Below are 19,591 nucleotides of genomic sequence, written 5' to 3'. Positions count from 1 at the left end.
AATCGCGCAATCCGGCCCCGCCGCTGCGCGCGGCCAAGTGCCCGCGCGAGGGCCAATCCCGCTCCGTTGCGCCGCACAAGCCCCACACGGCCCCGCTCCGAGCCCGGAGCGTCGGCGCCCCTCGGATCTTAGCTCTAGACCAAAACTCTATACACCCTGTAATAAGGCGCCAGCTGAACGCTTAAACTCACCGACATTTTAGGAAAACCCAATGGGCGCACGCGTGACGAGGAATAAATGGGTATTCCCAACCGTTGCGGCCATGGTCGGGCTCGCCACCGTGGCGGGATGTCGGGAGTTGAAAGCGCAGGGCGAGCCGCTGCAGCTCTGCCGGTATAAGAAGGTCTTCGCCGACGATTTCAACGACTTGAGCGTATCGAAGTCCAACAACGAGCGGGCGCGATGGTCGGCCCACACGCCCTGGAACGGCGATTTCGGCGATGCACAATTCATCGACCCGATCGATATCTTCGCCGACCCTGAGAAGAATGCACCGTTCATCGTCAAGGACGGAATCCTGAAGATCCGGGCCCGGAAGCACGAGAACGGGAAATGGACGTCGGGCCTCCTGTCCTCGGCCGATCCCACCACCGCCGGCTTCGCGCTGATGTACGGATATTTCGAAGCCCGGATGAAGCTTCCGCCGGGTCCGGGCGTATGGCCCGCCTTCTGGCTGAACTCGAACAAGTCGAAGGACGACAAGACGCCGTCGGTCGAGATCGACGTGCTGGAATACTACGGCCAGTTCCCGGACGGATTCCATTCGGTCTGGCACATCTGGGACAAGGTCGACCCGAAGAAGAACACCGGCGGCGAGATCATCACCTCGGTCCCGAGCGGCTCGCTGAACGACAGCTTCCACACCTACGGGGTCGATGTCACGAAGGAGTGGATCGTATTCTATCTCGACCGGCGCGAGATCGGCCGGACGCCGACGCCGCCCGAGCACACCAAGCCTCTGATGATCCTCGTCAACCTCGCCCTCGGCTCCGGCTGGCCGATCGACAAGACGCCCAACCCGTCCGACCTGCTGGTCGATTACGTCTACGCCTTCGCCCCCGACGAGGCGAAGCGCGACGCCGTCTGCAAGGAGTGAGGCTCTACGACGGGCCGCCTTCGTTCAGCACCGCGCGCCGAACCGCATGTCGGTTCGACGCAGGTCTCCGTATCGCGATTCTCGGTATCGCGATGGCGAAACCCTCGAAGGCGGATCCCGTCTCGGCCAAGTTCGCGGCTTCATTGAACCAGCGACGCCGGTACTAATCGGCGAATTTGTTTCTGAATATTATTAACTTTCGGATCATCCACTGCACATATCGCACGCGGCGCACCATGCTGTTGCCAACCATCCGGATTGGCGGGCATGTCGGGTCTTGGGTGGGCGATGTGTCCGCGGTGGCTATACGCACCGGTTTTTAGGGTTAAAACGGCCTCATGCGTCTTCCCAGAACCGCGGCCGCCCGGATCATCTCCTGCGACGTATTTGATACGCTGCTCCACCGCGATCACCGTGCCGAGCGTCAGCGGTTCAACGATATCGCCGTGCTCGCCGCGCGGCGCCTGGCCGCCGAACGGCGGATCGTGCGGCATCCCGGGGCGATCTACGACGCCCGGATCGACGTCCAGAAGCAGGCCTATCGGGCGCTCGACCTCTCGTGTCCCACCGGGGATGTCCGGTTCGCCGACATGATCGACGCGATGGGACGGATCCTCAGCCTCGACGCGCAGGCCGCAGAGGTCCTGCACGAGGCCGAGATCGCGGTCGAGATCGCTCAGTTGGCGGCCAACACGGTCCTGCTGGCGTGGCTGCGCGAGCAGGCGCAGGCGGGATGCCGGATCATCGCCGTCAGCGACACCTATCATCGGGGCGAGACGATCGCGCAGTTGCTCGCCGCGCACGCCCCCGACCATCCGGTCGCCCGGATCTACGCCAGCGCCGACCACAACGCGACGAAGCGGACCGGCGCCCTGTTCGAGGTCGTGCTGGGCCATGAGGGCGTCGCAGCGGCCGACATCCTCCACATCGGCGACGACACGACGGCGGACGTCACGATGGCCCAGGCCGCGGGATTGCGCACCCTGCAGGTCCTGCGACCGAAGCACCTCGTCTTCCGGCGCCGGGCCGATGCCGTGCGCGCCCGCGCGCTCCACGGGCTCCGGATCCGCGCGGGGCGGGTGTCGCAGGCGGGCGGGCCGGCGTGACGGTGCCCGACTCAGGCCGGCTAGACGCGGAGGCGTTCGGGCGCGTCGCGCTCGGCCCGATCCTGGCCGAGTTCTGCCTCCGCCTCTGGATGTTCGAGCGGTTCCTGCAGGGCGAGGACGCCGTCCTCCTGTTCTGCGCCCGGGGCGGCCTGCGCCTGAGGCTGGCCTACGAGCATTTTCTGAAGCGGGCCGACCTGCCCCAACGCCTGCCGCACGCCGACCTGATGGTGTCGCGCCTCGTCGCGGCCAGGTCGGCCTTCGATCCGCCGAGCCCCGGGGTCCTGTCCGAACTCGAACGCGAGTTCAGCGGCCAGTCGATGGCCGAGATCGCAGCCGCCCTGGCACAACGCGACGACCTCGACCTCCCGCCGGCATGGCGCGAGCCGTTCGAGAAGACGGTGTTCACCACCCTGTTGGCCGGGAAAGAGCCCGGCGTGGCGAGGCTGCACCGCGCGGTCGCCGAGCAGGATGCGCTGTTCCGCGCCCATCTGGCGGCCTGCACGGGCGAGCGCCGCCACGGCATCCTGGTCGATACCGGCTTGTACGGCAGCACGCTGCGGATCCTCCAGGAGGGCATTCCGGATCGGCAATGGTCCGGGCTCCAATTTGCCCGCTGCAACTACAAGCGGCTTCCGACGCCACATTTTTCCCGTCTGGTGGGCCTGAGCGTCGAAAGCGACGGATACAAGCCGTGGGACGTCCGAACCTCGGCACTCCGCTTTTGGCAATTGATCGAGGCGTGCCTCGAACCGGATCTCCCGAGCGTTCGGACCTTCACGGCCGGCGAGGATGGGGTCGCGCCGCGGGCGAATCTCCAGATCCCCGGCTGGGAGAACCGCATCGCGCCCGCGCAGCCCGGCTTGTTCACCGGCGTCCTCGCCTACATCGAGAGCCTGGGGCCGGACACGCTGCACAGGGTTCAGCCGGATGCGGCGCAGGCTTGGCAGTTCCTCAAGGATGCCGTCGTCTGGCCGAACGAGCAGGCTGTCACGGCCTTGAACCTCGGCCATCGGTCGCGGGATTTCGGACGGACCGAGCTGCGCGCACAGTTTGCCAACCCGGCCGCGATCAACCCGGTGCAGCAGATCCGCGAAAGCCTCTGGCGCGAGGGCGCCGTCATTCGGACGTTCCCGCGGGGAGGCCGGCTCGCGCTCCCGCTCATCGAGTTGCTCTATGCAGGCCGTGCCCTGCGCTCGGAATTGCGGGCGCTGCGCCGACGCAGCCCAAGGGCTTAGAGCGCTCGCGGCCGAAGTGGCTGGCGATTCAGTGTAAGCAAGGGCACAGAGCCGTTCCCGGCGGCAACGCGATCGAGAACGACTCTCGCTGCAACGTGCCAGGCAGCGTCCGGCCGGGGCCGTTAAAGGTGGTCTCGACCATGACCAATTCGCTGCACACAACGCGGATATAAGTACTGATCCGGCCTTGGCCGTGTCTTTCACCGCTATATTTCTGCCGTTAGGTCTATCTCTTCGCTTGGGGGGATTTTCGGCACCTCAAGCCAGTTAGAATGTGCGCCCGCGCCGGCGACTTCTGCAAGCCTGATCGGTTGGCAAAAACCGACGTTCAGAAAGAATAATGATAGTTATTGGCCTTAACGATCATCTCGTTAAGCAGTTGATATTCCAGCTGGATGGTTGCGCGCGCAGCCATCTGAGCTACAAAAAACTGCGATGTGATGAAGCCATATCGGTCGCCGGAGCGTTAACGGCCCGAGAAACCGATCCCCCATCATGCGGATGTGAGGAAACGATGGTATGTTAGAAATCTATCAGAGTGAGACGTACGCAGAGAACAATCCAAGCTGGCACGAGGAGGACGCACCCTGGAAGGCGACGCAGATCGCCCGGATTATGAACAAGAACGCCGTCACGTTCGACACGCTCTGCGAAGTCGGATGCGGGACCGGCGACATCCTGCTCAACCTGGAACGGGCCTTCAATTTCTCGAAGGGCTACGGATACGAGGTCTCCCCGCACGCCTACCAGCGCGCCAAGCGCAAGGAGACGAGCCGGACCAAGTTCTACCTCGAGAGCGTGTTCGACGCTGAGGCTCCGCCATTCGACGTGATGCTGGCGATCGATGTGATCGAGCACGTCGAGGATTACATCGGCTTCATGAAGCAGATGCGCCCCCTGGCCAAATACAAGATCTTCCATATCCCGCTGGATCTGTCGGTGCAGTCGCTGTTCCGTGAGCGACCGATCATGAACCTGCGCAAGAGCGTCGGCCACCTGCACTACTTCTTCAAGGAATCGGCGCTGGCGACCCTGCGGGATTGCGGTTACCGGATCATCGATCACGCCTATACGGCGGGCCGCCTCGAATTGCCCAATCAGGCGCTCTCGAGCCGCCTCATGAAGATTCCGCGCCGGGCGATGTTCTCCCTGAACCAGGATCTCACGGTGCGGGTCCTCGGCGGCTATTCCCTGCTGGTCCTGGCCGAATAAGCAGGATCGATCGCGCCCTGAAGCCTCCTCGATCCCCTGCGCCGTTTCGGGGGGCGGTGCCCGCGCGGGCAGCGTCCGTTTCTTGTACCCGGACGAATGACGGCGTAAGGATCGGGCGCCTCAAGGCTCGTTTACTAGTAATATCGTCTCGATTGTGCAAAACGGGTTTCAGCAATTGAAAAGGCAGCGCCGGCTTGAGACAGTGACGTTCGCCAGGCTAAATATTCAGAGGAACCTTTGTTCATAGTGGCGACATCAATAAATTTCAGGTCAATTCGAAGTTGGAGTTTATCGGCGGCATGACGGCGGCTGAATCGTTTGGGATCAATGGTCGCTTCCTGACGCAATCGATGACCGGCGTCCAGCGGTACGCGCTGAACGTGACCCGCGCCATAAGCCACGCTGCTGCGGCGCAGGGAGCCGAAATCCCTTTGCTGGCGCCGGCCGGCACTCAGGATCCCGGCTTGACGGGGACGCCGCTCAGGCACGCCGGCCGCTCGGGCGGCCATGCCTGGGAGCAGGCCGTTCTGCCGCGTGCGTGGCCGGGCCCGCTGCTCAATCTGTGCAACACCGCGCCGGCCTTCAAGGCGGATCAGGTGGTCTGCATCCACGATGCGAACGTGTTCCTGGAACCCGAGAGCTACAGCACCGCGTTCCGCACGTTCTACCGGACTCTGCAGCCGTTGCTGGCGCAGCGCGCGGCGCGGATCTCGACCGTCTCGGACTTTTCCGCCGGTCAGATCGCGCAGCATCTGTCCCTGAAGGTTTCCGACATCGTCGTCCTGCCCAATGGGCACGAGCACGTTCACGCCTGGGATCCCACGCGGGCGAGCCGGGCGCTATCGGCGCCGCGGCGCAACCCGGACGGGACCGAGCGGCCGTTCGTGCTGGCGCTGGGTTCGCGCGCGCGCCACAAGAATCTCGGTCTGCTGCTCGGCCTGGCGAGCGCGTTCGCCGATCTCGGCGTCGACCTGATCATCGCCGGCGGCCAGGCCGGGATCTTCGCCGCGGAGGCGTTGCAGCGCAGCGAGAACGTGCAGCATCTCGGCTTCGTGACAGACGACGATCTCGCCTACCTTCTCGAACGCGCCCTGTGCCTGGCGTTCCCGTCGCTGACCGAGGGGTTCGGGCTTCCGGCGCTCGAGGCGATGGCGTGGGGCTGCCCTGTCATCTCCACCGATCGGGCGAGCCTGCCGGAGATCTGCGGCACCGCCGCGCTCCTCGCGCCCCCCGATCGACCGGAGCTTTGGTTGGCGCATGTCCGGGCCCTTCTGGGCAGCGCCAGTCTTCGGGAGGACCTGATCGGCCGCGGACGCGGCCAGGCCGCCCAGTTCTCCTGGGTCGAGACCGCGCAGGGTTACATGGATGTGATGCGGGCGCCCAAGCGGCGAGACGTCGGGCGGCCCCGCACGGCGTCGGCCTCTCCCAGCATCGCGGTCGTGATCGCGACCCTGGGTCGGCCGGAGGTCGTGGCGCAGACCCTGCGGCGCATCCTCGATCGGCAGACCTACAAGCCGGCCTCGGTGATCATCTCGTGCATCAAGCCGGAGGATGCCGGGGAGGCCGCGACCTGGGGCGACGTGACGGTCGTCACCGGCCGCCCAGGCCTGGCGACCCAGCGCAACGCTGCGCTTGCCGCCCTGCCCGACACCGTCGATGTCGTCGCCTTCTTCGACGACGACTTCGTGCCGGAGGCCCACTGGCTCGATGTCGCCGCCCGGCTGTTCCGCGACGAGCCGGATATCGTCGCCGTCACGGGCGACGTGCTGGCGGACGGCATCAAGGGGCCTGGCCTGAGCTTCGCAGAGGTCGACCGGCTCCTGAGCGAGAGCGGGCCGTTCGTCCCGGCGCCGCTGATCGAGCCGTTTAGCCCGTACGGCTGCAACATGGCGTTCCGGCGCTCGGCCATCGGCAGCCTGCGGTTCGACGAGCGTCTGGTCCTCTACGGCTGGCTGGAGGACCGCGATTTCGGCGCGGCCCTGCGGGCGAAGGGCGGGCGGCTCGTGAAATGCATGGCGGCGCGCGGCGTCCACATGGGTGTGAAGGGCGGCCGGATCGCCGGCGACCGCCTCGGCTATTCGCAGGTGGTTAATCCCCTGTACATGCTGCGTAAGGGAACGATGACTTACGCTCAGGTGGCCGACCACTTGTTTCGCAATTTCACCAGCAATCTGGCCCGATCGGCCGTCCCCGAGCCGTTCATCGATCGGCGCGGCCGATTGCGGGGCAACCTGCGAGGCGCCGCCGACGCGCTCCTGGGACGCCTCGAACCTGAACGGGCCCTTGAGATCCGACGGAAAGCCGTGAGATGAGCGCGCACGATCAAAATCGGATCTCGCAGGATCGGCCGCAGGTCGTCTGGCCGTTCCCGGAGGCCACCTCCGTAGGCGTTCCGGACGGCCCCCTAGCTGTGATCACGGCTGCCCTGAAGGCAGCCCGGCGCCACAAGTTCGTGGTGGGACTCTGGATCCTGTTCTGCGTGGGCGTCGCCGCGCTGTACGCGGCCACCGCCACGCCGGTATTCACCGCGACCGCGACCCTGCTGCTCGAGCCGCGCCGCCAGGCCGGTTCCGGATCGCCGGAGGGCTCGCTCGCGCCGAGCCTCGACGGCGGCCGCGCCGAGAGCGAAATCCAGGTGCTCCGCTCCGAGCGCCTGCTGTTCAACGTCTTTAACAGCCTCGGGCTCGCCAACAGCGCGGAATTCGGCGCGTCCTCCGCCGGCAAGTCCGAGCGATCGGGGCTGAGCATCAAGTCGTTGCTCGGCATTCCCGAGCCGCCGCCGCCGAGCCCCGAGGTCGTACAGCAGCGCCAGTTCGAAAGCTTCGCGCAGCAATTCGGCGTGCGGCGGGTCGGACAATCCTACGTCGTCGAGGTCTCCTACAGCTCACCCAATCCGACCTTGGCGCGCCGGATCGCGAACGCCGCGGTCTCGGCCTATCTCTGGCAGTCGATCGCCGCGAAGGCCGACGCCGCCAAGAACGGCGCCGAGTTCCTGCAGGGCCGCGTCAACGCCCTCACCTCGCAGGCGCGGTCGGCGGCGACGGCCGTGTCCAACGGCAGCCTTCCCGACGCGCCGACCCCGGACGCCGATGCCCGGGTGATCGGGGCCGCCCTCCAGCCCCTCCGGCCGTCGGCACCGCGCAAGGCGCTGATCCTGGGCCTCGGCCTGACGGTCGGGCTCGTTGGCGGGTTGCTGGCCGTCGCCCTGCGGCAGGCGCTCGACCGGCGGATCCGCACCCCCCAGGATCTGGTCCAGCGCGTCGGCATCCCGTGTCTCGCCATCATGCCCGACGTGTCGCGCAAGGGCGTGGCCGGACGGCGCGGCCCGACGGACCTACGCTCCGCCACGACGCTGTGGCTCGGTAACAGCGGCTTCGCATCCGGCATCCGCGACCTGCGGACATCGATCCAGCTCGCCCTGTCGAGCCGTCCCGGAGACAGCGAGGCCGTCGTCGCTCTCGTCGGCTGCACGGCGAATTCCGGGACCTCGCTGATCGGGCTCAACCTGGCCCGGATCATCCGGGAGAGCGGCCGGTCGGTGACGATGATCGACGCCGACATCCACGGATCCGCCCCGCGCTCGCTGACCTACGACGTCGACAACTGGGACGGGACCTGCCTGGCCGATCTGATCGAGGATCCGAGCCGCATCCCCGGCGCCAAGCTGCTCGATTACGGCGGGATCTCCGTGCTGCCCGCGCGCCTGCCGAACACGGCGGCCAACAGCCGCGTCTACCTGGGGGCGCCGGCCTTCCAGAAGGTACTCGACCACATGCGGCAGACGGGTTCCGTCATCCTCGACCTGCCGCCCCTGTCGGTCTCCGCCGAGACCCGGGCCGCGGCCCGGCGCGCCGATGCGGTGATCATCGTGGCCGAGGCCGGACGCACCACGGTCGACGAACTGTCGGATGCCGTGAACGGCCTGCGCAGCGCCGGCGCCAGCGTGATCGGTGCCGTCCTCAATCGCGCCTAGAGCCGTTCCCGTAAGGTGGCGGCCGCCGTTCGCTCGACGATGATGCGGGCCGGAAAACCAGCGCACCGATTCGCTATCGGTTTCGTGCACGACGCGCGCGTCGCGTCGTGCCACGGGGCCGGTTCGTATCCCGGTGCGCCGCCTACCCCCGAACCGCCCTCCGCTCCGGTGGGGATCGCCTGACGATTCGCCGTCTCCGCTGCCTTCGGCGATCATCACCCCTGCCCGCCTCGACTCAGAGTGTCCCCGATGGCCCCCGCGACGGATCGAAAGATCAAAGTCCTTTATTGCCAGCCCGGCACGACGGTGTTTGCGGGGATCGAGCGCGTCAACGACGCAATCTGCACGGAACTGGCCAAAACCTACGGCGACACGTTCGATGTCGATGTCTTGCTCGTCTCCGAGCACAGGAACCATCCGCCCCTCCCGCGGACCTACACCATCGTCCGGCGCCCGGGATCGACGCGCCTCGGCCTGATACGGGCGTTCCGCAGCGTCGTGCGCGAGAAGCACTACGATCTCGTCGTCGTTCCGCAGATCGAACCGGCGGTGATCTTCTGGTTCTCGCGCCTGGGCTTGAAGCAGCCCATCGCGATGCACCTCCACGGGAATCCGCGCCGGGAGAGCGGGCACCTGAAGGCGAAGATCCTGTTCTTCCTCCTCCGGCATCTCGTCCTTCGCCGCGTGGCCGTGGTGTTCGGCACCTCGCCCCGGCAGCTTCGCGCCTTCACCGAGGACTTCAACTGCCGCAGGCCGACGGTCTGGGTGCCGAACCCGGTGCGGACGTTCGAAGCGCCCGGGCCCGACGACAAGCCGACGGCCGGCCTGGTGACGTTCGTGAATGTCGGACGTTACGACTACCAGAAGGGCCAGGACATCCTGGTCGACGCGTTCGCCGCGCTCTACAAGCGCCGGCAGGATATCCGGCTGCGTCTCGTCGGCCACGGCGCCGACAAGCCCGCCCTGTCCGAGCAGATCCAGCGCCTCGGCCTCGGTGACGTCGTCACGCTCGAGTATCATCCCGACAACCCGCAGCAGGTGCTCTACGCGAGCGACGTCTTCGTCGCGACGTCGCGATGGGAGGGCTGGTCGCTTGCCATCTGCGAGGCGCTCCGGTGCGGGCTGCCGGTCATCTCGACCGATTGCGAGTTCGGGCCGAGCGACATCCTGATCGACCGTCGCCTCGGGCAACTCGTCCCATCGGGCGACGAGGCCGCCCTCGTCGAGGCCATGAACGACTATTGCGACCGGATCGACGAAGAGAGAACGTTCGCGGATTACAGGCGGCAGAATATCGATCGGTACAGCGTCGAGAACTCGACGAAGATCCACGCGGACGCCATCAGGCAAGCCGTCGAGGCGTCCCGGCGGGTCTGAGCGCGCACGCAACGGACCGGGCAGCGGAACCGCTCCGGTGCACCGGCCCTATGATCCGCTTCAGGGGCGTTGCGCTATCGGAGCGCGCTTCGCACGTGGCCCAGGGCGATCGGGCCGGGCAGCAGCCTCGGAGCCGGCGCGGCCGCGATCCGCTGACGCTCCGGCCAGGCGGACGCCACGCCGGCGAAGACATAGAACAGCAGGCTCTGGTCGACCGTGGGTCCGGCGATGATGGCGCCCGTCAGCAGGGACAGGCAGGCGACCCGGGCGGCGGAGCGCACGTCGCTCGGATAGCTGCGAGGCTCGCCCCGGCGCACACCGAAGACGGTCGCGATGAACAACAGGTAGAACACGGCCCCCGGGACGCCGACATTCGACAGGATCGCCAGCGGGAAGCTGGAGGTCCGGTTGGTGCCGAGACCGACGCCCAGGCCCCAGGTATCGAAGAAGTTTTGCAGAGCCAGGGCGTTCCAGGACGAGCGCTGGACGCCGGACTCCGTCTGCCCCTTGCTCAGGATCAGCGCATCGACGTATTCGTAGATCTTCTCGCCGACCCCCTCGGTCGCCAGCACCAGCAGGACGATCAGGCAGAGGATGAGCGGGCCGAGGACGACCGTCGCGGCGCTGAACCGGTCCTGCGGGCGCAGGCTGCACCGCTGCAGTGCGGTGGCGTAGAGCAGCCCCAGCACGACGACGGCGCCGACCAGCCCGGTCGACGAGGTCGAGATCACCACGAACACCAGGGAAAGCAGGGCCAGGGTTCCTGTGACGAGGGGCTTTCGTCCGCACAACCACAGCATGCCGGTGAAGCCGAGCGCCCCCAGCGTCATGCTGGCGAAGGCGGACGCTTCCGGCCAGGAGCCGATGATCCGCCGCATCGTGCCGACCACCTCCTCGTCGTGGAAGGTGTACTGGGCGTTCCGGATGAACTGGAGCGCCTCCTGCGTGCCGGTGGCGCTGGTCACCAGGTCGAGGATGCCGAAGCCGATATTGGTGGCCGCGTAGGCGATCAGCGCGGTGGCGAGCGTCTCGAGGCCCCGCTGCGTCGATCCCACGGTCGCGATCATGAGGAAGCAGAACAGGTCGCCGATCAGATAGATCGGCTGGGTCAGGTTGCTGGAGACCGGTCCCAGCGGCACCGAGCCGTCACTGGTGCTTTGATACGCCGAGGTCCCGAGCGGGATGATGTAGGTCGCGTCGGCGAACAGCCGCGGCATGACATAGCTGCTCAGCACGCCGTACAGGACGAGGCACATCAGCCAGAAGCCCGGCTCTGTGATCTTGAGCGCCTCCAGCGTCTCGACGGCCGTCTTGCGCCAGAACAGGGTCGAGATGCCCAGGAAGACCAGAAACAGGTGAGCCGGCTGGATGTTGGCGCCGCCGAGCAGGAGCGCGGCTGCGGACCCGAGCGTGCAGAACACCACGAACGCCACGACGGTGGATCGGGTGCCGAAGAGCAGGCAGAACAACCCGACGACGATCGTGATCGCACCGATCGGTTCGAAGCTCATGATCCGCCCGCCTCGAGAATGTAACCGCTCAATAGGGATCCCCCCCTTCCGGTGCCACGACCGGCTGGGGCGCCGAGGGTATCGGTCCAGCACCGAGGCCCTGCAACCGCTCCCGATCGCGTCGCGACGGGGACCCGTTCCAAGGCCTTGATGCGACGCGCTCGCCGCCGCCGAACCGGTCTCCGCTTCGGCGGCGAGCGCTCTGGAGCATCGTTCCGAAAGGCGGCCCCCGGCGTTCGGAAACAGTCGATGCGGATCGACGATCTAGGACATCGTGCCGGTTTCGATATCCGGCACGATCCATCAGCGGTCCGCGCTCTCCGCGGCCCGGCGGACGGCTTCGGCGGAGGCCGGGCCGGTGCGGTTCGTAGTAACACCCTCCAACGGCCGGAGCGGCGCGGCGGCTTGCGGCCCTTCCCCGGACTTGCCGCCCTGCTGCCGGATCAGGGTGACACGGACGACATCGCCCGGCTCGACCTGCCCGTCTTCCTGCGCCAGCCACGTGTTCGAGCGGTCCCCCGCCCTGCGGGTCACCTCGTACCGTGCGGTCAGCATGTCGCTGCCATCCTCGGAGCTGCCGACAATCTGCGACTCGGCATCCGCCGAGAGCCGCCCGGCGGTCAGCGCCTTCTCGTCGTTCTGCCCGAGCTTGAGGCGGATGTCGGAGGCCTCGGCCAGGGCATCACGCCGGAACCGGGACCGGAGGTCGATGATGTCGCGATCGGCTCGGGTCAGGCTCTGCTGGGCACGCAGCATCGCAACCTGCACGTCCAGCCGGTTGCTCTCGAACGCGGCCTGGCTCTGCTCGGCGGCCAGCTTCCGCGGCGTGATGGCCAGTCCCTTGGACACGAGATCGTTGACGAGATTCAACTCGCCCCGGCTCAGGTCGAGCTGGCGATCCAGCGACTTGGACTTGTTCTCCAGCGCGCCGATCTCTGACCGGAAGCTGGTCATGGATTGCTCGATCGTGGCGATCTCCGCCTTGATCGAGTTCCGGCGCGTCTCGAACAGGAGCTGTTCGCCGCGCATGGCCTGATCGGCCCGCGCCTTGTCGGGCACTCCCTTGAGATCCTGGCCGAACGTGATCGAATCGGCGCCCGCGATCTCCGCGTCGAGCCGGGCCAGCTTGGCCGCCAGCGCGATCCGCTCGGCGGCGAGCATCCGCAGGTCGCCGCGCGTCGTCACCATGTCCCGGCGCGCCGCGCGGGGATCGGCAGAACGGACCAGACCCTCGGCGGTGCTGACCGCCTGCAGCACGGTCAGACCGGGCTGGTACTCGAACTTACCGGGTCGCTGCACTGCACCCATGATGTAATACGGCCGGTACTTGGCGACTTCGACTGACGCCGCCGGTGTTTCCGCCAAGTCGGCCGCCTGTTTCAGCGAAGTTCCGATGGCTTCGGCCAGATCGGTCGGCGTCCCGCCTGCGGCCTTGATCTGGCCGATCAATGGAAGCGACACGGTGCCGTCGGCCGCGACGGCGAATTCCCCGTTCAGCGCGGTCCACGAATACGCCTCACCGGTGTTGCGCCGCAGATCGTAGACGCGAATGGTCAGTCGATCCTGCGGGCCCAGCAGGTAACGACCCGGCGCTTCGGCGGCCGGTGCTGCGAGAACGCTGGCAACCACGAACACGCAAGACGCAGCAATCTGCCGCCAAACCATTCACATCTCCTGAACCGGAACCGGTTTCCGACAAAATACTTGGGCGCCCATCCCGCTATTGGGAAGCGGAGCCGGGATGCGCAGCTGACCGTTACTCTATACGATATGAGGCAACACTCAACCCGCTCCGCAGTTTACGCAAATATCGGAAGCCCCGGATCAGCTAAAAATCGAGCAACACGATAAACAATCAATTCTCCCTGAATGGGATCGGATGACAGCAAATTCAGCCTGGCATCCCGTATTGCCGGAATTTTCAAGCCCGACGTTACTGCCGCAGTGCACGCAACCGAAATCCGCACAGATGCATGGACGCAGCGTAGACGACCGCACCACACGATGTCAGCGCAATCAGAGCTACGAGCGACCCGGCCTCCGCACGCTGGAGCGCCGCCTGCAAGAGCAGGACGGCCGCCGACATGGCGACGCAGGCCACACACACCTGCCACAGGTTCCGCATCTGAAGCGGAAGGCTGGCCCCGATCAGACCGCGGGCATAAATTGCACTGACGAGCATATGCAGAGCCGCGGCGAGGACCCGCGCGTACAACATCAGCAGCAACCCGCCTACGTAGAAGGCGACGGTCATCAGCGGGATCTTGATCGCCGTTTCGAAGGCATTGATTTTGAGCAACAAATTCGGCTCATCGACAGCAATGCACAGCGAGGACACCGGCTGGTAATAGGCCGTGAACATGACCGCCAGGGACAGCCAGCGCAGATAGACCGCGGCGGAACTCCACTGGCTGCCGAGGAAGACGCTGACGATCTCCTCCGAGGTCAGCGCGATCCCGATGCCGGCCGGCAGCGCGATGAACATGGTGAGGCGCGCCGCCTTCAGGAACGAGAGGTGCAGCCGCCTCCGGTCGTCCGCCATCGTGGCGAACGCGGCCATGACCGGCCGCATCGCGGGACCGATGAGGCTCTGCGTCGGCATGACGGCGAAGTCGCCGGCCAAGCTGTAGCGGCCGAGGACCGACTTCTCGATGTTGTAGCCCAGGAACACCCGGTCGTACTGCCAGCTGAACGCGGCCAGGATCTGGGACGACGTGAACCAGCCGGTGAACGCCGAGAAGTCGCGCACCCTCTCGAACGAGAGCCGCGGCCGGTACGGAGCCAGCACGTAGGACAGGACGGTCGGCATCAGCGACGAGACGACCGGATTCACCACCAGGGCCCAATAGCCGCCGCCCGCATAGAGGGTCGCCAGCGACAGCACCGCCGCGATGATCTTCCCCGAGAAATCCACGATGAACGAGACGCGGAAATCCAGATCCCGGAAGAAATGCACCATCGTGGGGCTGTAGAGGCTTCGCGCGATGGGCCCCAGCGCGAGGGCCAGAATGAGCAGGACCAGGCGCGAATCGTCGTAGATGTGGGCCATCGGCCAGGCGGCCAGCATCATCAGGACAGCGATCACGCCGCCGCGCAGCAGGCCGAGGGTGAAGGCGGTATCGAGGTGGGAGGTCTCGATCTTCTGCAGACGCATCAGGGCCTGAACCAGGGGCACCTCCAGGACCATCTCGACGATCGCGACCAGCGACACCGCGATCGCCGTGAGGCCGAAATCCGCGGGCGTCAGCATCCGTGCGAGGAGCAGCAGCGTTGCGAGGTCAATCACGCGCGCCAACGTTCGGGCCGCGACACTCCAGCCGGCACCACGCAACGTCTTGATGGTGAGCATGAAGCGATCCTGCGGGAGACCGACAATCCGCGGGATCGCGCCTGGCGCGAGACGCGATGTCTCTGTCCCCGAGATTGAACCTGTAAAGGGGCGATAAGGCGATGACAGGCCTTTTCGGGCCTATTCACCCACTACCCTTCACGATGCTCTGCTGAACAGCACCTTAAGGCAAGACGACCGGCCCCGCCGGACTCACGGCGCCGCGGGCTTCCCCCGGCGGCCGACGGCGCGGCCGTAGACCTCGATGGTCTGGCGCGCGACGCGCTCGATCCGAAGGTTGGCGATGCCGATCTGGCTCTTGGCGCGCCACGCCTGCAGCTGATCCGGGTCGGAGACCAGCATCCTGAGCGCGTCCGCGATCTTGTCCGGAGCGTTCGGCGGCACGAGGATGCCCGATTCGCCCTGCCCCAGCAGTTCGGGGATCCCGTCCACCTGCGTGCCGATGATCGCGCATCCGGCCTCCCGCGCCTCCGAGAGCACGAGGGGGGCCGGATCGGCATGGGAGGGCAGCACGAAGATGTCGGCGCCCAGCATCCACGGGTAGGGGTCGCCCTGGGGGCCGGCAAAGGAGATCGCGGCAGCCGAGGCCATCTCCCGGGCCATCTGGGCGTAGGCGTCCTGCGTCGGCCCGCCGCCGACCACGTAGAGCCGCGCGGCCGGCTGCTCGGCATGAATCACGTCGAACGCCTTGAGGAGGTCGGGCAATCCCTTGCGGGGATGAAGCCCGCCCACGAACACGATCGCCGGGTGAGCGAGCGCGCGCGCCACCTCGGAGCGGCTGGTCATGCGCGCGGACCCGATCGTGCCGTTCAGGACGACGTCGATGCGGTTGGCCGAGATGCCGCGCTTCTGCATCGACCCGGCGACGGCCGCACTCACCGCGATGACGCGGTCGCCCAGCCCCATCAGGATCGCGCCCTTCTCGAACTCGTTGTGGACCGTCGTGACCAGCGCGACCCGGGTCAGCTTGCAGGCCGGCCAGGCGAGGACGGCGCTCGTCATCATGTGCGCGTGGACGATGTCCGGCTTCCAGCGCCGCAGGAGCGACGCGAGCCCGACCATTGACTTCACAACCGGACCCGGCCGACGCTCGTGATCGATCGGGAAGATGGCGATGCCGTTCGCCCGGAGCAGGTCGTCAAAATCCCCACCCTGGCTCGCCATCGCGACGGTGTGGCCGAGCTTGGCCTGCGCGCAAGCGAGGTCGACCGCCGCGTGAACGTGACCGTTCAGCCGGCGGGTGTGGTTAAGGAGATGCAGAACCCGCACGTTACACCAACGCTCGCTTTAACCGAGACCTCACCGGCATGCTGTCGGACATCGAAGATATCGGCACGCTATGCGGCGTCTCAAGACAGGACCCTAGTCAATACCGAAGCCTGATACAAACCAACCCACATTATTTTAATACGCAATTCCCGTCTTCTCGCGCGATCTGCGACGCCGGACGGCCTTCAGCCATCTCCGCCTCTACTGGGAGGCGTTGGCTGCACGGAGGAATTGCCGCGCCGACCGTCGCCCGACCGAGAACCGGAACGCGAGGAGCGCCTGCGCCTGGCGGAGGGGGGCCAGAAACATCGCCATGAAGAACAGGGCGTTCGCGATCTTCCATTTCCAGGGGCGCGGTTCGATCACGATGGCCCGGAGCAATTGCAGGAACGATCGCAGCCCGTACCGGGAGCCGCGGACGATCGCCGCCGAGAAATCCATCAGCCGGAAGTAGAAGGTCTGATCGGCCTGGATCAGCTTGGCTTCCGGGCGCAGCTGCTGCACCAGTCGGCGAAGATGGGCCAACCGCATCTCGAAGCGCCGTAAGTCGCGCTCGAAGGTCAGAGCCTTCGGGGCTTGTCCGAGCCCGGAATCGTTACGGCCATGGACCCGGTACAGACCGAGGCTGTCGGCGATGCTCACGACATCGCCCATGAACGGCGCAATCAGCAGGATGACCCCATCGACCGCCTTGTCGTAGTCGCATTGATCCAGGATCTCGCAGACATCCCGACGGAACACGTTCCCCGAGGTCGGCGGCGTCTGGTAAACGCCCGAGAGCAGGATCTCGTTGACGATCCTGTCCTGGCTGCGGAAGGCCTCGAGCGCCGGGTAGCGCTCGGTGACGACACGTCCGGCGGCATCGACGCAGGTCAGGCAGAACTGGACCTTCGCGACACCCGGATCGAGCGCCTGGAGGATCCGGTCGAGCGACCCCGGCAGCAACTCGTCGTCGGCATCGAGAAACAGCACGAACGGCGCCCGGGTCAGGCCGAGACCGTACAGGCACGCCGCCCGCTGGCCGCCGTTGGCGATCCGGTGGGCGCGCACGCCGGTCTGCGCGATAACGTCCCAGGAGTTGTCCGTGGACCCATCATCCACGACCACGAGCTCACAATCCGGCACCTGCTGGGCGACGACGCTTCGGATCGCCCGGCCCACGTAGGTCTCATAATTGAAGCACGTGATGACGACCGCAATCCTCGGCTCATTCTCCACGACAGCTACCCACCCGCTCCGCGCGCCTACAGATCAAGCCTGCTCGCAAGCCCACCGAACCGGCTGAACCGGCACATGGCCCAAGCGAACGCCGGATCGGCAAAACGGGCGCGCTACACCCAGACCTGAGAATCCGCCTCCGCCCACAAGGGGCTGCAGTCCGGAACCCGGGTGGCATGTATCCCGGTCGAGCAGCGAAATCCACTCGTGCAAATGACTGATACAATGAATGAGTTGGTCAATGCCCAACCTTGGCCGTCATTCACTGATACAACTTTACGTATTATCGGACTATAAATTCATGGGTACGAACAATTACGCACTCGCCATCTACGCAACAATCAGAGCGCCGGCTCTCCTTTGCGTTCGGCGCGCCTCGGTCGCGAGCATCCGCCACCGCGGTCAAGGATGTCGCCTCACGGTGTGGTCGGCTGGACCGCGCGCCGCAGATGCGCCTCGGCAGTCTGCGTGGAGACGCGGGCGGTCGGCTGATAATCGAAGCCGCCCTGTCGCCCGAACGACTCGATCCCGAATGCCCGCAGTTTCGCCTGTGCCACGGCGACCCGCGCCTGCGCGCCATTGACGTAGATGGGATAGGCGTTCGGCACGAAGCGGCCGCCCTCGAGCTTCAAGTCGCCGTCGAACAGATGGTTCTGCGCGACGTGGGACCGGAAATCCTGCTCCGCGATCGCGAGGCTGTTGCCCGCCTGGGACGCGATCACCTCGACGCCGAAATAGTGCCTGCCCTCGACCGCCCCGTAGAAATCGGAATACATCGTCAGACGCTTCCAGAATCCCTTATGCGAGAAGTTGTAGAGAACCGAACAGTCGAATCCCTTTCGGCCGGAGAAGCTGAAGAACAGGCTGATCAAGGTCACCGAGGTGAGGTTCTCGTCGGCCCCGATCCCGCAGAGGTCGAGGGCATGGTTGATCGGGATCGTCGATACGACCCGGTCGGCGGTCAGGGTCTGGCCGCCCGCCTCGATCTGAAACTTGGCGCCGACCTTGCTGATCCGCGACACGGCGGAGCCGAGCTGGAACACCGTGCCCTGACGCACCAGCTTCTCGGCCGCCACCGTGTAGAGGTCGTGGTAACCGGATCGCGGCCGGGCGAGTTGTCGATTGGTCGGCGCTGACGCCTTGTGCGGGCGCAGGTGACGGAGCATCGCCCGCGGGGAGGAATGCTCCTTGATCCAGAGCATGCGCTTCTCGGCGAAATCGAGATCCACCTTCTCGGCTGGGGTGCCGAAAAAGCGCGTCATGTAGCTTTCCAGACCCGAGCGCTGCAGCAAGTAGTTCCCGATCCAGTACCGGGCGAAATCACGGGCGTTGCCGATCTTGGGCCGAGAGATCCGTGAATACAGGACGGACAGGCCGATCCTCGCGCAGCCCCACAAGCCCGAACGCAGGATGTCGTCCTTGATCGACAACGGATAGCCCGCAACGGCGCCTTGCGGCGTCAGCTTTCCCCATGTCGGATCGATGGGGACATAGAGCGGCAGCATCTCCGGGAAGTGCGCCAGCAACGGCGAGTCGTCCTGGAATATGAAACTGCCAATATCAAATGTATAGGGACCGATGGCGCAATCGATATGATTGCCGCCGTATCTGTCGAACTCATCGATGACGAGCACGCGCCGGTAACCTTGCTCGTGCAGGACCGCTGCGGAAACCAGTCCGCTGATTCCGGCACCGAGAACAACAGCCTCGAAAGTCTCGGCCGAATCCGGGTGTTCGATCGTCGAGGCTGTCTGCTCAATCATGCCCTACCCCAAACCTCGACCGGAAACGCGTCTCTCGTCATCTGAATGCCGAAACAGCCAGATCGGACTGCAGCGGAACTACGCAGTCAGAACATTGTCAGATGCCGCAAGCCGGATATTTCTCAAGACACATCATTCCCGTTGGTCACTCGTATCGCATTTGAGACAGATCGGTAAATCTACACAGTGGCGCAGAAACGATTTTATTTCCCGTGGCGGATACCCGGGTAATCAGGGGGCGTTGGTGAAGAACAGCCCTGTGATCTCACGGCGTACGGCTACGTGCGCCATGAAGGCGAAAGCGCGCGCTCATGAAGAACTGGGTTCCCCCCCCGTTTTCATGATCTCCGATAGGCAACGGTGAAACTGGACAAGCGACTGCCCGGCACGATCCGCAATCAGAGCTTGCAACGCGATGCGCCCATAGCCATCCGCCGGGCTCGGGGAATGCCTTTCACTTTCATCGGGGCTCTATCGACACC

The 19,591-nt window shown here is 65.7% G+C and carries 15 protein-coding genes; 7 read left to right on the top strand and 8 right to left on the bottom strand.

The genetic code is table 11. The features are described 5' to 3' along the window. Positions 1-211 precede the first annotated feature (211 nt). Positions 212-1,096, top strand: a complete 885-nt coding sequence (locus FVA80_RS28855) for a glycoside hydrolase family 16 protein (protein ID WP_147905979.1) — start codon at positions 212-214, stop codon at positions 1,094-1,096. A gap of 140 nt (positions 1,097-1,236) precedes the next feature. Here FVA80_RS28855 and FVA80_RS31775 read toward each other — a convergent pair whose 3' ends face one another. Further along, on the bottom strand, positions 1,237-1,590 hold the full coding sequence (locus FVA80_RS31775) for a hypothetical protein (RefSeq protein ID WP_246692194.1): 354 nt from the start codon (positions 1,588-1,590) through the stop codon (positions 1,237-1,239). On the opposite strand from FVA80_RS31775, the gene FVA80_RS28850 reads away from it, so the two are divergent. The 3 genes from FVA80_RS28850 (at position 1,492) to FVA80_RS28840 (ending at position 4,649) form a co-directional block, all read left to right on the top strand. Then, a complete protein-coding gene (locus FVA80_RS28850) occupies positions 1,492-2,202 on the top strand; it encodes an HAD hydrolase-like protein (RefSeq protein ID WP_348642410.1) in 711 nt (236 codons plus the stop codon). The genes FVA80_RS31775 and FVA80_RS28850 overlap by 99 nt on opposite strands. Next, positions 2,199-3,437, top strand: a complete 1,239-nt coding sequence (locus FVA80_RS28845) for a glycosyltransferase (RefSeq protein ID WP_147905981.1) — start codon at positions 2,199-2,201, stop codon at positions 3,435-3,437. The genes FVA80_RS28850 and FVA80_RS28845 overlap by 4 nt, the downstream gene beginning before the upstream one ends. 519 nt (positions 3,438-3,956) lie before the next feature. Continuing rightward, positions 3,957-4,649 carry a class I SAM-dependent methyltransferase gene (locus tag FVA80_RS28840; RefSeq protein ID WP_147905982.1) on the top strand — a complete coding sequence of 231 codons (693 nt, stop codon included), beginning with the start codon at positions 3,957-3,959 and terminating at the stop codon, positions 4,647-4,649. A gap of 134 nt (positions 4,650-4,783) precedes the next feature. Here FVA80_RS28840 and FVA80_RS31770 read toward each other — a convergent pair whose 3' ends face one another. Further along, positions 4,784-5,137: a hypothetical protein gene (locus FVA80_RS31770; RefSeq protein WP_246692192.1), complete on the bottom strand. Its 354-nt coding sequence runs from the start codon at positions 5,135-5,137 to the stop codon at positions 4,784-4,786. On the opposite strand from FVA80_RS31770, the gene FVA80_RS28835 reads away from it, so the two are divergent. From FVA80_RS28835 to FVA80_RS28825, 3 genes are all read left to right on the top strand, one after another. Further along, on the top strand, positions 5,114-6,961 hold the full coding sequence (locus tag FVA80_RS28835) for a glycosyltransferase (RefSeq protein WP_246692191.1): 1,848 nt from the start codon (positions 5,114-5,116) through the stop codon (positions 6,959-6,961). The genes FVA80_RS31770 and FVA80_RS28835 overlap by 24 nt on opposite strands. Beyond that, on the top strand, positions 6,958-8,622 hold the full coding sequence (locus FVA80_RS28830) for a Wzz/FepE/Etk N-terminal domain-containing protein (protein WP_147905984.1): 1,665 nt from the start codon (positions 6,958-6,960) through the stop codon (positions 8,620-8,622). The genes FVA80_RS28835 and FVA80_RS28830 overlap by 4 nt, the downstream gene beginning before the upstream one ends. A gap of 249 nt (positions 8,623-8,871) precedes the next feature. Continuing rightward, a complete protein-coding gene (locus FVA80_RS28825; RefSeq protein ID WP_147905985.1) occupies positions 8,872-9,999 on the top strand; it encodes a glycosyltransferase in 1,128 nt (375 codons plus the stop codon). Positions 10,000-10,073: 74 nt separating this feature from the next. Here the strand turns inward: FVA80_RS28825 and FVA80_RS28820 are convergent, their stop codons facing one another. From FVA80_RS28820 to FVA80_RS28795, 6 genes are all read right to left on the bottom strand, one after another. Beyond that, positions 10,074-11,510 carry a hypothetical protein gene (locus FVA80_RS28820; protein WP_147905986.1) on the bottom strand — a complete coding sequence of 479 codons (1,437 nt, stop codon included), beginning with the start codon at positions 11,508-11,510 and terminating at the stop codon, positions 10,074-10,076. A 303-nt stretch (positions 11,511-11,813) separates the two neighbouring features. Beyond that, the gene (locus tag FVA80_RS28815; protein ID WP_147905987.1) at positions 11,814-13,175 is read right to left on the bottom strand and encodes a polysaccharide biosynthesis/export family protein; all 1,362 of its coding nucleotides are present in this window, start codon (positions 13,173-13,175) and stop codon (positions 11,814-11,816) included. 268 nt (positions 13,176-13,443) lie between these two features. Then, positions 13,444-14,859 (bottom strand): lipopolysaccharide biosynthesis protein, encoded by a 1,416-nt coding sequence (locus FVA80_RS28810; RefSeq protein ID WP_147905988.1) that lies wholly within the window; start codon positions 14,857-14,859, stop codon positions 13,444-13,446. A gap of 192 nt (positions 14,860-15,051) precedes the next feature. Next, entirely contained in the window at positions 15,052-16,128 is a 1,077-nt protein-coding gene (locus tag FVA80_RS28805; RefSeq protein ID WP_147905989.1) for a glycosyltransferase family 4 protein, read from the bottom strand. Positions 16,129-16,329: 201 nt separating this feature from the next. Next, entirely contained in the window at positions 16,330-17,289 is a 960-nt protein-coding gene (locus FVA80_RS28800) for a glycosyltransferase (RefSeq protein WP_246692190.1), read from the bottom strand. A gap of 473 nt (positions 17,290-17,762) precedes the next feature. Beyond that, positions 17,763-19,109, bottom strand: coding sequence for an NAD(P)-binding protein (locus FVA80_RS28795; RefSeq protein ID WP_147905991.1), 1,347 nt, complete (start codon positions 19,107-19,109; stop codon positions 17,763-17,765). Positions 19,110-19,591: the final 482 nt, after the last annotated feature.

Source organism: Methylobacterium sp. WL1 (assembly GCF_008000895.1).
Lineage (GTDB): Bacteria > Pseudomonadota > Alphaproteobacteria > Rhizobiales > Beijerinckiaceae > Methylobacterium.
This window is presented reverse-complemented; position numbering and strand designations above follow the sequence as displayed.

Coding starts and splice junctions, on each gene's coding strand:
- FVA80_RS28855 (WP_147905979.1), top strand. CDS start 212: ATGGGCGCACGCGTGACGAGGAATAAATGGGTATTCCCAACCGTTGCG.
- FVA80_RS31775 (WP_246692194.1), bottom strand. CDS start 1,590: ATGCCGCACGATCCGCCGTTCGGCGGCCAGGCGCCGCGCGGCGAGCAC.
- FVA80_RS28840 (WP_147905982.1), top strand. CDS start 3,957: ATGTTAGAAATCTATCAGAGTGAGACGTACGCAGAGAACAATCCAAGC.
- FVA80_RS28830 (WP_147905984.1), top strand. CDS start 6,958: ATGAGCGCGCACGATCAAAATCGGATCTCGCAGGATCGGCCGCAGGTC.
- FVA80_RS28825 (WP_147905985.1), top strand. CDS start 8,872: ATGGCCCCCGCGACGGATCGAAAGATCAAAGTCCTTTATTGCCAGCCC.
- FVA80_RS28820 (WP_147905986.1), bottom strand. CDS start 11,510: ATGAGCTTCGAACCGATCGGTGCGATCACGATCGTCGTCGGGTTGTTC.
- FVA80_RS28815 (WP_147905987.1), bottom strand. CDS start 13,175: ATGGTTTGGCGGCAGATTGCTGCGTCTTGCGTGTTCGTGGTTGCCAGC.
- FVA80_RS28810 (WP_147905988.1), bottom strand. CDS start 14,859: ATGCTCACCATCAAGACGTTGCGTGGTGCCGGCTGGAGTGTCGCGGCC.
- FVA80_RS28795 (WP_147905991.1), bottom strand. CDS start 19,109: ATGATTGAGCAGACAGCCTCGACGATCGAACACCCGGATTCGGCCGAG.